This window comes from Candidatus Dormiibacterota bacterium (genome assembly GCA_035532035.1).
In the GTDB taxonomy this organism is placed as follows: domain Bacteria; phylum Vulcanimicrobiota; class Vulcanimicrobiia; order Vulcanimicrobiales; family Vulcanimicrobiaceae; genus Tyrphobacter.
Window position 1 is genome coordinate 148,345 of the sequence record DATKRS010000004.1, and the last position, 12,596, is coordinate 160,940.

11 protein-coding genes are annotated in these 12,596 nt (G+C 65.7%); 5 read left to right on the top strand and 6 right to left on the bottom strand.

Annotation, left to right across the window (positions count from 1 at the left end):
- The first annotated feature begins 8 nt into the window (after nucleotides 1-8).
- Nucleotides 9-1,289, top strand: coding sequence for a phosphoribosylamine--glycine ligase (purD, locus tag VMV82_01335; GenBank protein HUY40199.1), 1,281 nt, complete (start codon nucleotides 9-11; stop codon nucleotides 1,287-1,289).
- Here purD and VMV82_01340 read toward each other — a convergent pair.
- From VMV82_01340 to VMV82_01350, 3 genes are read right to left on the bottom strand one after another with little or no spacing between them, the layout of a single operon-like run.
- Nucleotides 1,264-1,680, bottom strand: coding sequence for a hypothetical protein (locus VMV82_01340; GenBank protein ID HUY40200.1), 417 nt, complete (start codon nucleotides 1,678-1,680; stop codon nucleotides 1,264-1,266). The two genes, purD and VMV82_01340, sit on opposite strands and share 26 nt — an antisense overlap.
- 46 nt (nucleotides 1,681-1,726) lie before the next feature.
- A complete protein-coding gene (locus VMV82_01345) occupies nucleotides 1,727-3,316 on the bottom strand; it encodes an aspartyl protease family protein (GenBank protein ID HUY40201.1) in 1,590 nt (529 codons plus the stop codon).
- Entirely contained in the window at nucleotides 3,309-4,943 is a 1,635-nt protein-coding gene (locus VMV82_01350; GenBank protein ID HUY40202.1) for an aspartyl protease family protein, read from the bottom strand. The genes VMV82_01345 and VMV82_01350 overlap by 8 nt, the downstream gene beginning before the upstream one ends.
- A 141-nt stretch (nucleotides 4,944-5,084) precedes the next feature.
- Between VMV82_01350 and VMV82_01355 the strand changes: the two genes are divergently transcribed.
- Both VMV82_01355 and purF read left to right on the top strand, forming a co-directional pair.
- Complete coding sequence (locus VMV82_01355; protein HUY40203.1) at nucleotides 5,085-5,747, top strand: Bax inhibitor-1 family protein; 663 nt, start codon at nucleotides 5,085-5,087, stop codon at nucleotides 5,745-5,747.
- The gene (gene purF / locus VMV82_01360) at nucleotides 5,748-7,121 is read left to right on the top strand and encodes an amidophosphoribosyltransferase (GenBank protein ID HUY40204.1); all 1,374 of its coding nucleotides are present in this window, start codon (nucleotides 5,748-5,750) and stop codon (nucleotides 7,119-7,121) included.
- A gap of 7 nt (nucleotides 7,122-7,128) precedes the next feature.
- On the opposite strand, the gene panB is transcribed toward purF, so the two are convergent.
- Together panB and VMV82_01370 are read right to left on the bottom strand one after the other, a co-directional pair.
- On the bottom strand, nucleotides 7,129-7,965 hold the full coding sequence (gene panB / locus VMV82_01365) for a 3-methyl-2-oxobutanoate hydroxymethyltransferase (GenBank protein HUY40205.1): 837 nt from the start codon (nucleotides 7,963-7,965) through the stop codon (nucleotides 7,129-7,131).
- A gap of 2 nt (nucleotides 7,966-7,967) precedes the next feature.
- On the bottom strand, nucleotides 7,968-9,455 hold the full coding sequence (locus VMV82_01370) for a leucyl aminopeptidase (GenBank protein HUY40206.1): 1,488 nt from the start codon (nucleotides 9,453-9,455) through the stop codon (nucleotides 7,968-7,970).
- A 63-nt stretch (nucleotides 9,456-9,518) separates the two neighbouring features.
- Between VMV82_01370 and purM the strand changes: the two genes are divergently transcribed.
- Together purM and VMV82_01380 are read left to right on the top strand one after the other, a co-directional pair.
- Complete coding sequence (gene purM / locus VMV82_01375) at nucleotides 9,519-10,538, top strand: phosphoribosylformylglycinamidine cyclo-ligase (GenBank protein HUY40207.1); 1,020 nt, start codon at nucleotides 9,519-9,521, stop codon at nucleotides 10,536-10,538.
- 2 nt (nucleotides 10,539-10,540) lie between these two features.
- On the top strand, nucleotides 10,541-11,671 hold the full coding sequence (locus tag VMV82_01380; protein ID HUY40208.1) for a formyltransferase family protein: 1,131 nt from the start codon (nucleotides 10,541-10,543) through the stop codon (nucleotides 11,669-11,671).
- A gap of 114 nt (nucleotides 11,672-11,785) precedes the next feature.
- Here VMV82_01380 and argB read toward each other — a convergent pair whose 3' ends face one another.
- Entirely contained in the window at nucleotides 11,786-12,580 is a 795-nt protein-coding gene (gene argB / locus VMV82_01385; GenBank protein ID HUY40209.1) for an acetylglutamate kinase, read from the bottom strand.
- Nucleotides 12,581-12,596: the final 16 nt, after the last annotated feature.

Sequence of the window (12,596 nt, forward strand, 5' to 3'; positions counted from 1 at the left end):
CGCCGGTGATGCGCGTGCTCGTCGTCGGCGGAGGCGCGCGCGAAGATGCTCTTTCGTGGCGCATCTCGGAGTCTGCGTCGTGCGAAGCGGTCTTCGCGGCGCCGGGGAATGCCGGAACGGCCTCCCGCGGCATCAACTGGGCTATTCCTGCGACCGACGGCAAGGTGCTCGCGCGACGGTGTTTGGAGGAGCGCATCGATCTCGCGGTTCTCGGACCGGAGACGTCGATCGCCGCAGGCGTCGGCGACCGTCTGCGTGAGGCGGGCGTCGCCGTCTTCGGACCGAACCGCTCCGCGGGGAGGCTCGAGTCGAGTAAGATCTTCGCGAAGCGCTTCATGCAGCGTCACGGCATCCCGACGGCGCGAGCGAGCGTCGCGCATTCGCTGGACACCGCGCTGCGCGCGCTCCAGGAGCGCGGCGATGGCGTCGCGATCAAGGCCGACGGACTGGCTGCCGGAAAGGGCGTGGTGGTCGCGCGCGATCGCGAGTCCGCCAGGGCAACGCTCGGGCAATGGTACGGGCCCTCGCGCGTGCCGGGTGGCGGGAATGACGTCCTCGTGGAGGACCTGCTCGAAGGGCGAGAGCTGAGTCTCTTTGCACTGTGCGACGGCGAGCGGCTCGTTCCGTTCGGCGCCGCCTGCGACTACAAACGCGCCGGCGACGGCGACACCGGACCAAATACGGGCGGCATGGGTGCGTACGCTCCCCCGTGCGGCTTTCCCGAGGACTTCGAGTCCATCGTCTGCGAACGCATTCTCGAGCCGCTGCAGCGAGGGCTTGTCGCGGAGGGAGAGCGCTACCTCGGCGCGCTCTACTGCGGCTTGATGTGGACGAAAGACGGCCCGTTCGTCATCGAGTTCAACGCGCGCTTCGGCGATCCTGAAGCGCAAGTTCTCCTGCCGCGCATCGAAGGCGATTTCGCCGCGCTCTTGCGCTCGGTTGCGAGCGGAAAACTCGACGCCGATGCTGTCACATTTTCGCCGCGGTCGTGCGTCGGCATCGTCCTCGCGACGAGCGGGTACCCGGCAGCGGCAACGCCGATCGCAGGCCTCAGGCCGAACGTCGCGCTACCGGACGCCTGTCGTATGTTTTGGGGAAGCTCCGTTCTGCGAAACGGTGCCGTCGATGCGAGCGGAGGGCGCGTCCTGACCGTAACCGCGACCGGCGAGGACCTCGAGCGTGCGCGCGCGCGTGCGTACGAGGGCGTGCGCGCGCTCTCGGCGGCGTTCGGTGCGTACGATCTCTCGTATCGCACCGACATCGCTAAGGGTTCCTGTTTGCGATCGTGATCTCGGTCTTGCCGTTTTGGGAGTTGATGGCGACCGACGAGTTTCCGACTTTGAATACCGCGGTCTGCTGGCCGCTCGCGGAGGCCCGCATCATCTCGGCTCCGGCGGGCAAGTGCGACCGGTACCAGTTGTATACGGTATCGAACGAGTCGGTCGTCGTGGAGACCGAACCCGACGTTCCGAACGACGAGCCGCTCATCACCGCAGTCGCTCGGGGATAAGCCGGAACCGAGCCGTTGGCTGCGGCGCCGGGCGATGCCACCGTTGACGCCGCCGCCGCGGGCGCCGCCGTCGACTGCTGCGTCGTCGAGCTCGAAGACGAGTTGCCGTGACTGCAGGCGATCAACGTCAGCGCCGCGAGCAGGGAGAAAGAAGTAGCGAGTAATCTCATGCTCGCTCGTTCCGCGAAGGACCGGGCGGCCCTCCCAGAGCGCGATCTATGGGGCGAATCGCTCTGCGTAGCGCGCGTTGGGCGCGAACAGAATGCGCCGATGCGGGTAGTCGAGATAGAGATCATAATACCGCAACAGATCCTGACCAAGGATCCCGTCGTAGTCTTGGATTTCGAACGAAGAAGGGTCGAGCGTCATGTAAAAGAGCCATCGAGAGAAGGTCCACGACGCAACCGTCAGGGGTCCGAGCTGGACCGGACGGTACTGGATGCGGCCACCGACGCCTTCGAGATGCCCCACGAACGGAGACGCCGCCTCCATCTCGGTCCCGAGTCCTCGATCGAGCATCACATTTGCGTGATTCTTTGCAAAGCTCGAGAATAGCATGCTGCGGTCGGCGCCGGTATCGACGAGAAACCGCAATCCGGATGCCGATCCGATACGTGCGGCGATCGCGGGGACCCCGTCGTCCAGAGCGATGGGAAGCGATACCGTTCCCGCGGGTTGAGTAAATGCATTGGGATCGATCGCTTCGACGGTTCCGTCGGCGTAATCGATGTGGAGCACGACGCAGTCGATGAAATCGAATCCCAGCAGCCCCGCGATCGGATAGTTACCGGCAAGCGAGCCGAATGGAATGCTTTCTACGTGCACGTCGTGCATCGTCAGCGGCCCGATAACGATCGATGGGATGACCGCGCTGCTCTCGACGTACGGGCCCGCGGTCTCTTCCGTGACGCGCCCGTACTCGGCGTAGCCGAGTGCCCGGACGATTCCACGGTCGATCGCGATGCCGCTCGCGCCGCTATCGAGCTGTAGGTTCACCGTTCGGCTTCCGATCTGAACCGGAATGATGATGCGGTCGCCGACGATCTCACCCGGAAGCGATGACCGTGGCTTTGCAAACGAAACGATGGACCGGCTTTGGGGCATCGCGAGCCGCGACGGGTCCACGGGCGATCCGAGCGCGACGTCTTGCAGGCGCAAATCGATCTCCTGGCGGCCGCCGTCGATCGATTCGTGCACGTGCCACGCAAACCGGATTCCGAGGGTCGTTCGATAGTCGTCATAGGCGTACATGACCGTGTGACCGGGATAGCGCACGACGCGCCGGTCGAGCGTCCACGTCCGAGCGTTGATGTAGAGATCTTCCAGCACGCCGCCGGGCGGGTCGACCTGGACGTCGTATTCGTCTACCGGCCGCAAGACGTGGCCGGCGAGGCGGACGCCTCGCGTGGGGCCGCGCGCGCCGGTGGCAGCGCGAAGGGCTGCGTCGTCGATGGCGAGGCTACGGTGAATCCCACTGTCGACAACGACCTCTGCGTTCGCATTCATGCTCCACGAGACGCCGCCGAGGGTTCCCTCCGCCTGCGTGCTGGGGCCGAGCGTCGTGTCGATGCGCTCGTCGCTCCCCGACACGATGTGTGTTTCGGTACCGCGCAGACCGCCTTGCACGATCGTCCATTGGAACGAGCGCGTTTGCGGACGCCCCGGCGCCCACACGCCTTGTGCGCTGCGGTATGCTTCAAGAACCCAGGCGAGATCGTTGCGTGCCGGCAGCGCCGGCGACGCCGTCGCAGGCTGCAGCAGCGCAAGTGCGAGGACGACGGTGGCGCTAGTGCTTGCACTACGCATGGTGCTGGAGCTGAAGCAAGTAGTGATTGGGAGCGACGATGAGGCGATCGTGCGGATAGTCGAGATATACGTCGAAGAAGCGCAAAAAATCGAAGCCGATGGCGCCGTCGACCGGGCGGTCCTGGCTCAGGTACAAGGGATACGTCGACGCGCGTACGAGCGGCTGCTGAAAGTCGACCGCTCCGAAGTGCACGTCGCTCGGCTGCGCTCTCCACCGCTCGATGCGCCGGCCAAAGGATCCGTTGTCGGCAAAGGGCAGCTCGTCGGACTGGCGGGCTGCGGTCGCCGGTTTCGGAAATACGTCGCTATGGGCTTCGACGAACGAGCCGAAGAACTCGCTGTGGTCGATCTCGTTTGCGAGCAAGACGTCGGTGCTCGTAACGTTTCCGACGCGCAACGCAAGGAATGGCAGCCCGTCATCGAGATCGAGGGGATAACTAATGCCGCCCGGTACGGGGTCTTGCGCGTCGAACTCGGAAACCGGCATGACGTCGATCGCCGCTGCATAGTAATCGATCTTGAGCACGTTGTTCGCGAGGAAGTCGTAGCCGAGAACCCCGACCACTTCGATGTGACGCGACCACTGAAAGTTGAACGGCTCGGCGCGAATCGCCACATTCGTTTCGGCCAATGGCCCGATGGTGCTGGCCGGGATCGAGGTCTCGAACGGAAACATGACGTCTGCGTCGCCGCGATCGACATGCCCGTACGTCGGCAGCCCGAGTTGCTCGGCGACGCGTTCGTCGATGACGTTCTCGTTTACCGCGGTATCGAGCAGCATGTCCAAGCCGCGGCCGTTGACCGTCATGCGCATGATGATCGTGCCGTCGTCGTACATTTGTGCCGGAATGCGCAGCTCCACGCTCGACGGTGGATTCCTCGGAGTGCTGGACGGCTGCAAGAACTGCGCGCGATCGACGGCCGCGCCGACCTGCATGGCCGTGCGCACGTAGTCGTCGTCCAATTGGCGCGGATCCCAGTCGTCGTGAACGTGCCATGCGGTAGTGAGGCCGCCGGCCGTGCGGAAATCGTCGTACAGGCTCACGATCCTGCGGTCATCGCCCGTCACCCACTCGACGCGGCGTATGAGCCCGGTGGCAACGTCGTAGAATATCCACTCGGGGTGCCGGTCCTCTTGCCGCTTCACGCGCACGACGTACGCGGGATTTCCGCCTTGCGTCACTCCGGCGACGCTCGCGTCGTTCTTCGGATCGGCGGCGTCCTCGTTGACGCGCTCGGCGAAGAACGTCAAGTTATCCGTGGTCGTCGTGGGCGTAACGAAGCCGTCATAGTCGCGGTGCCATCGCTTGCCGTTGCTCTGTCCGTACTCTTCGACGAAGGGCCCGCTGACGATCCGCGAGTGGTAATCCATTCCGGCGCGTTCCAAGTGCTCGGTTCCGGTCATGCCGCTGTCGGTGAATCGCCAATCCTCGATGACCGTGTCGGGCCCCACGGGCGTTCCGACGGCTCGCACGTGCGCGGCGAGAATCTCGGAGAGATGCTCGCTGGTGGGGACGAGGCCAGCCGGTGGCGCGTCGAGCGGGTCGCCGGGTTTCGCCGACCCGGTCTGCACGGACGCTGCGAGCAGAAATGCCGCAATCGTCGTGCTCATGAACGCTCTGCGCATGGCCCTACACCCCGCAACGCAAGTATGAAGCGTTAGGCTCCTTTGTTCGGTTCCCGCCGAGCACTCCCTCGGCGAAGCGGCTCGATGCGGAGCACGTTCGAACAGGCGTTCGGAAACCCGCGTCGAAATCGGAACAGAGTAATGCAGTACGAGTATCAGCCGCAACGCACGCAGCTCGCCGGAGCGCCGGCCGCTACGCATTCGTTGTTGGCACAGGTGCTCGGCATCTCGGCGCTGGGCTTTTGCATCACCGCGCTTGGCGCGTGGATTTTTCAAACGGTAGCGCCGGGGCTCGGGCTGATCGCGATGCTCGTCGGGTTCGGGCTGCTCTTTGGGTGCATGGCCGCGCGCAACAACGAACCGCTGTCGCTCGCGCTCTTCTACGCATTCACGTTTTCCGAAGGGATCGGGATCGCGCCGGTCGTCAGCCAGTACGCGCACAGCGTCGGCCCGGGCGTCGTCACCGATGCCGCGCTGACGACGGGGCTCGGCATGTTCGCGCTGGGAGCGATCGTCTACGCGACCGGTCTCGATCTGCGGCGTTTTCAGGGCTACCTCTCGCTCGCGCTGCTGGGGCTGATCGTTCTCGGCGTCGTCTCGCTCTTCGTACGCATCATCCATCCGGCGCTGTTTGCCTACCTCGTCCTCGCGATCTTTACGGCCTACGTTCTCATCGACTTCGCGCGGATTCGCGCCGGAGGCGGCGGCGCCACGCCGGTCATGCTGGCCGTCAGCATCTATCTCGACGGGCTGAACATCTTTCTTGCCTTACTGCAGATTCTGGGGGGTCGCCGGAGGAGTTAGATGTGTGGCGTCACCGCTGTCTTTGCTCCGGGACGTGACGCGGCGCGCCTTGCCTTCTTTGCACTCTACGCGCTTCAGCATCGCGGCCAAGAGTCGGCCGGCATCGCCGCGGCGGATGGTCACACGATACGCTCGCACAAAGCGATGGGATTGCTCGGCGCGATTTTCGACGAGGAGGTGCTTGCGGGGCTCAGCGGCCACATCGCCGTAGGGCACACGCGCTATTCGACCTCGGGATCGTCGATCGTCGTCAACGCGCAGCCGCTGCTCGAACGGTCGGATCTCGGTGACGTCGCCTTCGCGCATAACGGAAATCTCACGAACACGGACGAGTTGCGGGAGCAGCTCTTTTCCAGGACGTTAGAGGCATCGTCCGATTCGGAGGTCTTGGCCAAGCTCTTGGCGGAGGATCGCGGACCCCTGATCGATCGCATCGCGCGCCTGCTCCTGCGCGCGCGCGGCGCGTATTCGGTCGTGCTCTGCACGAACGACGAGTTGTATGCGTTTCGCGACCCGTGGGGCGTCCGTCCGCTCGTGCTGGGAGCCTTCGACGAAGGCGGCTATATCGTCGCGTCGGAGTCGTGTGCCCTCGGCACGGTCGGAGCGCGATTCGTCCGCGAGATCGAGCCGGGCGAAACGCTCCGCATCGGGGCGGACGGCATCGAATCGCGTCGCATGGCGCTGCCGGCGCAGCGGCTAGCGCTGTGCATGTTCGAGTACATCTACTTCGCGCGTCCCGATTCGCAGTTCGGAGGGCGCTCGGTCTACATGGCGCGCTACGCGATGGGGCGCGCTCTCGCCAGGGAGCATCCGGCGGAAGCGGACGTCGTCATGGCGGTCCCCGACTCGGCCGTTCCTGCGGGCATCGGTTATGCGGCCGAGAGCGACCTGCCGTACATCGAGGGATTGATCAAGAACCGCTACATTGGGCGGACGTTCATCAGCCCGGATCAACAGATGCGTTCGCGAGGCGTTCAGTTGAAGTTCAATCCGCTCGTCGAGAATCTGCGCGGGCAGCGCGTCGTGGTCGTCGACGACTCGATCGTGCGCGGCACGACCACCCCGCGCATCGTGGCATTGTTGCGCGAGGCCGGTGCGAAAGAGGTGCATCTGCGCATCAGCTCTCCACCGATCCTACACCCCTGCTATCTCGGCGTCGACATGGCGACCTACGACGAGTTGATCGCTGCAAACATGACGGTCGACGAGATTCGCCGGCACACGGGTGCGGATTCGCTCGGATACTTGGGCCTCGATGCATTGGTCGAGTCGACGCAGCGCAGACGTGAGGAGATGTGCCTCGGCTGTTTGACCGGCTCGTACCCGAGCGTTCCTCCGGCGCACCGCGAGCACGTTCGCGCCGGCGGCGCTTGAGACGGGATTACCCGGGGAAGATGTGTTTGCGGACCTCGCCCGCATAGACGCGTAGCGCCTCGGTTGCCTCGCGGCCGAACTCCGCGTACCGCTTTGCAAAACCCGGCGAGTGCCCGTAGATTCCGAGCACGTCGTGGAGCACGAGCACCTGGGAGTCGCAGTACGCTCCCGAGCCGATGCCGATCGTCGGAATCGTGAGCAACTCGGTGATCTCGCGTGCGATCTCAGCGTCGACTACCTCGAGCACTACCGCGTAGGCTCCGGCGGCTTCGATCGCCCGGGCGTCGGCGAGGAGACGGTCGCGATGCGTACGCATCTTATAGCCGGGGCCGAGCCCCGCGGTCTGCGGTGTGATGCCGATGTGGCCGACCACGGGAATCCCGGCGCGCGCGATCGCTTTGACCCTGTCGGCTTCGTGAACGCCTCCCTCGAGCTTCACCGAGCACGCGCCGCCCTCTTTCACGAGCCTGATCGCGTTGCGCAGCGCTTCTTCGTCGCACACTTGGTAGGAACCGAACGGCATGTCGACGATGACGTGCGCGCGAGAGGTTCCGCGAACGACGGCCTGCGCGTGATGAATCATCTGCTCCATCGTTACCGGCGTGGTTTCGTCGTAGCCGAGGACGACATTTCCTAGGCTGTCGCCGACGAGAATCACGTCGATCCCGGCCTCTTCCGCGAAGCGCGCGAACGGCGCGTCGTACGCGGTGACGAGCGGAAACGTCTCCTTACGCTTGCGGCGCTTGATGGCGGCGGCCGTCAGTCGCCGGAACACCGGAGCCTTCGCAGGCTCGTAGGGTCGCGCCTCGGGATTCTTTCGCTCGTGAACGATCTTCGATTCCATGCTTATGTCTTCGACAGCTCCTGTGCAATTGCAAGGAAGGAGCGAACCGGGACGCCCGTCGGCCCCTTTGCCGACCATGCAGAAGCGCGGTCCAGGTACGCAGTGCCGGCGATGTCGAGGTGCACCCACGGGGTGTCACCCGCGAAGGGCTTGAGGAAGGCGGCAGCGGTCAGCACGCCTCCATCACGACCGCCGGTGTTTTTCAAATCGGCGATGTCGCTCTTCATTTGATCGCCGTACTCGTCGTAGAGCGGCATGCGCCAGAAGCGCTCGCCGGTCGGTTGCGCGCAGGCGAGAAAGCGTTCTGCAAACGCGTCATCGTTGGAGACCAACGCCGCGGTCACGTGACCGAGAGCGACGACGCAGGCGCCCGTGAGCGTGGCCGCGTCGACGATGCGCGTTGCTCCGAGCGCGTTTGCGTAGCAGAGCGCGTCGGCAAGAATCAAGCGGCCCTCCGCGTCGGTGTTGATGATTTCGATGCTCTTGCCGTTCATGGCTTTGACGACGTCGCCGGGTTTCGTCGCGTGGCCGCCGGGCATGTTTTCCGTCGCCGGGACGATGCCGACGACGTTGACGCGGGGTTTGAGCTTTCCGATAGCCCATATCGCCGCGATGACGCCGGCGCCGCCGGACATGTCGTACTTCATGTCCTCCATGCGCTCGGGCGGCTTGAGCGAGATGCCACCGGTGTCGAAGGTGATGCCCTTGCCGACGAGCGCAAGGAGCTCTTTGCTCGCGGTATCTCCCGTGTATCGCATGACGATGAACTTCGGCGGCTGCGCGCTTCCCTGTGCGACCGACAGGAACGACCCCATGTTCTGCTCGCGCGCCCACTGCGCGTCGCGCACGTCGATGGCGACGCCGGCGTCTTTGCAGGCCTTCGTCGCCTCATCCGCAAGATGCGTCGGCGTCATGTCGTTCGCAGGCGTCACCGCGAGGCGGCGCGCCAAGTTCACGGCCTCGCCGGTCACCACGCCGCGATGCATGCCGCGCTCGAGTGCCGCGTCGTCGATTTCGCTCGCGAGGATCGCAACCTCGCGCACGGCGAGCGGCCGCTCCGGCTTGGCTTGGTAGAGCGTCGTTTCGAAGACGCCGGTACGCGCGCCCTCGGCGACGGCCGCCGCGCACGCCTGCGGGTCGTTCGCAGCTTCGTCCGGCAACGTAATGGCGATGTCGTCAATGCCTTTGCGCCCGAGCGCGCGCACGGCGGCGCCGGCGTACCGCGCGAGGAGCTTCGGCTCGAACGCAGAGCGGTCGCCGAGCCCAACCACGAGAACGCGCCGGAAGGGGCGCTCCTTCGCGTGAACGAGCGTCGTCTCGCAGAGCTTGCCTTTGAACTCGCCGCTCTCGACGACGTCCGTGAGGGCTCCCGCGAGTGCTGCGTCGGCGGCGCGGGCCGCGTTGCAGAACGGGGTATCGGAGAAGGCGGGGACGACGAGCGCGCCGGCGCGCGCGTTCTCCGGCGCATCGTGAGCGATGCGAACTTGCATGGTCTGCCTTTCGAAGAGTGAAAGAGGTTACGGAATGCGCAGTAGGTCGGGATCGTCTTCGCGGTGAGCGACGCATACGCCCGCTCGGGCGTGGACATCGGCGCCGGGAACGAAGCCGTCGCGCGGTACAAGGCGCTGCTCCAGCAATGGCGACATCCGTCGCAGGTGGATGCCGTCGGCGGATTCGGAGGACTCTTTCGTCTCCCCGGCGACGAGCGCCGCGCGCTCGTCGCCTCGACCGACGGCGTCGGAACGAAGCTCTTGATCGCGGCGGCGATGCACCGGTACGACGACGTTGGAGCCGACCTCGTGAACCACTGCGTCAACGACATTCTCGTCTCCAACGCAACACCGCTGTTCTTCCTCGACTACCTCGCTGTGGGTCGGCTCGATCCCGAGGTCGCAGCACGCATCGTTGGCGGCTGCGCGCGCGCGTGCCGCGAGCACGGATGCGCGCTGCTGGGCGGCGAGACGGCCGAGATGCCTGGCGTCTACGCGCCCGAACACTTCGACTTGGCGGGGACGATCGTCGGGATCGTCGCGCTCGACGATCTTCCAAATAGCGCGAGCATCGAGCCGGGTGACGCCGTCGTCGGGTTGCCCGCGGTCGGGTTGCACACAAACGGATACTCGCTCGCTCGCGCGCTCATTCCGTCGAATGAGTGGACGCAGGCATTTGGGCTCGGCGGTACGTACGCCGACGCGCTGCTCGCGGAGCATCCGTCGTACTTCGCGGCCGTGCAGGCCGTTCGGGCCGTTGCGAACGTGAAGGCGATGGCGCACATCACTGGCGGCGGGCTGCTCGAGAACGTCCCACGCACGCTGCCGCCGGGAGTCAGCGCCATCTTCGAACAGGCGCGTTGGGAGGTTCCCGCGATTCAACGCGAGTTGATACGGCGCGCCGGCCTCTCGCACGACGAACGCTATCGGACGCTCAACATGGGGATCGGGTACACGCTCGTCGTTCCGCTCAACGACGCCTTACGTGCCGTTGCAGCGGTGCCTCGCGCAAAGATCGTCGGTTGGATCGAAGCGCGCGCAAGCGACGAACCTGCTGTCGTGGTTCACCCGGCGCGAGACTGAGCGTGACCGAGCTCGTCAACCTCGCCGTCGCACTCGACGAGCGGTACGACGAACGCGCCCGCGCGCAAGCGATCGCACGAGTCGAAGCGGCGGGCTGTGCGGTCAACGAATGCGACGGTGCAGAGGATCGCGTGCTCTCCTGGATCGATCTCGTCTTCGGAGGAGCGTGGAGCGGCGAGGCTTTTGTCGGAACGAACGTGGTTGCGACGCGCGGCGGGGCGCCGGTGGCGTTTGCGACGTTTGCGCCGCGCACGCTACGCTATCGGTGGCTGCGCGCGATGGCCGTGCGCCCCGGGGTCGGCGTGTTCGGGCCGTTCGGCGTCGCGCCGGAAGAACGCGGGAGCGTCCTCGGGCCTTCGGTGCTCACGCTCGCGTTGTGCGGATTGCGCAGGCATGGGTACGCGACCGCGCTGATCGGCGGCGTCGGCGACGAGAGGCTGATCGCGTACTACGCGCGTCACAGCGGCGCGCGCGTGGTAGAACGCTACGACCGTCTGCGCTGGTCCGCGCACCGGTATCGCACGGTCGTCATGGCAACGGGAGAGGGCTCGACCTTCCAGTCCCTCGCAGCTGCGGCCGCGAACGGGACGATTCCCTTGCACGTCGCTGCGGTCGTGTGCAACGTCGCCGGGGCCGGCGTGCTCGAGCGAGCGCGAGCGAGCAACGTGCCGTCTGTCGCACTTCCGTGGGAGCGCGGACGGGAATCGCGCGCCTCGTATGACGCGCGGTTGTGTGATGCCGTTGCCGAGCTCGAACCGGATCTCGTGCTGCTCCTGGGGTGGATGCATCTGCTCGACACGCGTTTCATCCGCACGTTCCGCGAGCTGCTAAATCTGCATCCGGCATTCTTGCCGCTCGACCCGGAACGCGACGACGTCGGCATGCCCGATGGAAGCACGATCCCTGCGTTTCGCGGCCCGCGTGCGGTCACGGACGCGTTTCGGGCGAAGAGCGCGTGGATCGGTTCCACGGTGCATCGCGTGAGCGCGAGCGCCGACCGCGGCCCCGTCGTGATTCGCGTTCCGCTCAAGGTGTCGCCGAACGAAGACGAAGCGGGCGCCTACGGGCGCTTGCGGCCGATCGAACGCGCGATGGTGCCGCGTGCCGTCATGCTCTGGGTGTACGAGCGATGAGCTCGCAGAGCCGATCCGGCTCTGCGAGGAAGGCATCGATCGCTGGAGAGGAAGCCTTGCGCCGCGCTCGATCGCAACCGCAGCTTCGTGGTCCTGGAGAACGCGCCGCCATAGTCAGGCAATCGTCGTAGCATCGCCGGCGAGGGCTCTTGCGACGGCATCTGGTTTGGCAGAGCAGACGTACGCTGCAGCGGCTCCGCCGCGCACGGCGATTGCGGCGGCGAGACTCTTCGGCTTCATGCTGTCGCGGCAGGCCTCGCTCTTCGCGAAGGCGAGCGCTTCATCGGCCGTCATGCGATCGATTCCCGATTGTGGATCGTCGGGGTCGCGCAGCACACGAGGCACGTTCGTGATCAGCACGAACGAAGACGCCGTCAGCCTCGCGGCAATTGCTGCAGCTGCAAGGTCCGCGTTCACGTTGTAGGCGTGCGAGCCGTCGCGCGCGACGGCGAGCGGCGCGATCACGGGTAGCATGTGGGCGTTCAAAAGGGCGTGCACGAGCGCCACGTTGCAGTCGGCGATCTCGCCGACAAAGCCCAGGTCCTCGCCATGCTGCCCGAGCATTTTTTCGGCAACGAGCGTACGCGCGTCTTCACCGCTGACGCCGACCGCGGGCACGCCCAGCGTCGAGAGGGCCCGAACGAGGCGCTTGTTGATCGTACCGCAGAGCACCGCTTCGACGGTTTCGAGCACGGCGGCATCGGTAACGCGGTGGCCGCCGATGCGCTCGGTTGCAATGCTGCGCTCCGCCAGGGCGCGGTCGATCTCTGGGCCGCCGCCGTGGACGAGGACGATCGCGTGGCCGGCGAGGTGGAGGGCGGCGATTTCGGCGATGACGGGATCGGGCTCTGAGGCCAACGCGGAGCCGCCGTACTTGACGACCAGCGGCCTTGCATGATTATTCCTCACAGTGTATAAATATGCA

Coding starts and splice junctions, on each gene's coding strand:
- purD (HUY40199.1), top strand. CDS start 9: ATGCGCGTGCTCGTCGTCGGCGGAGGCGCGCGCGAAGATGCTCTTTCG.
- VMV82_01340 (HUY40200.1), bottom strand. CDS start 1,680: ATGAGATTACTCGCTACTTCTTTCTCCCTGCTCGCGGCGCTGACGTTG.
- VMV82_01345 (HUY40201.1), bottom strand. CDS start 3,316: ATGCGTAGTGCAAGCACTAGCGCCACCGTCGTCCTCGCACTTGCGCTG.
- VMV82_01350 (HUY40202.1), bottom strand. CDS start 4,943: ATGCGCAGAGCGTTCATGAGCACGACGATTGCGGCATTTCTGCTCGCA.
- VMV82_01355 (HUY40203.1), top strand. CDS start 5,085: ATGCAGTACGAGTATCAGCCGCAACGCACGCAGCTCGCCGGAGCGCCG.
- purF (HUY40204.1), top strand. CDS start 5,748: ATGTGTGGCGTCACCGCTGTCTTTGCTCCGGGACGTGACGCGGCGCGC.
- panB (HUY40205.1), bottom strand. CDS start 7,965: ATGGAATCGAAGATCGTTCACGAGCGAAAGAATCCCGAGGCGCGACCC.
- VMV82_01370 (HUY40206.1), bottom strand. CDS start 9,455: ATGCAAGTTCGCATCGCTCACGATGCGCCGGAGAACGCGCGCGCCGGC.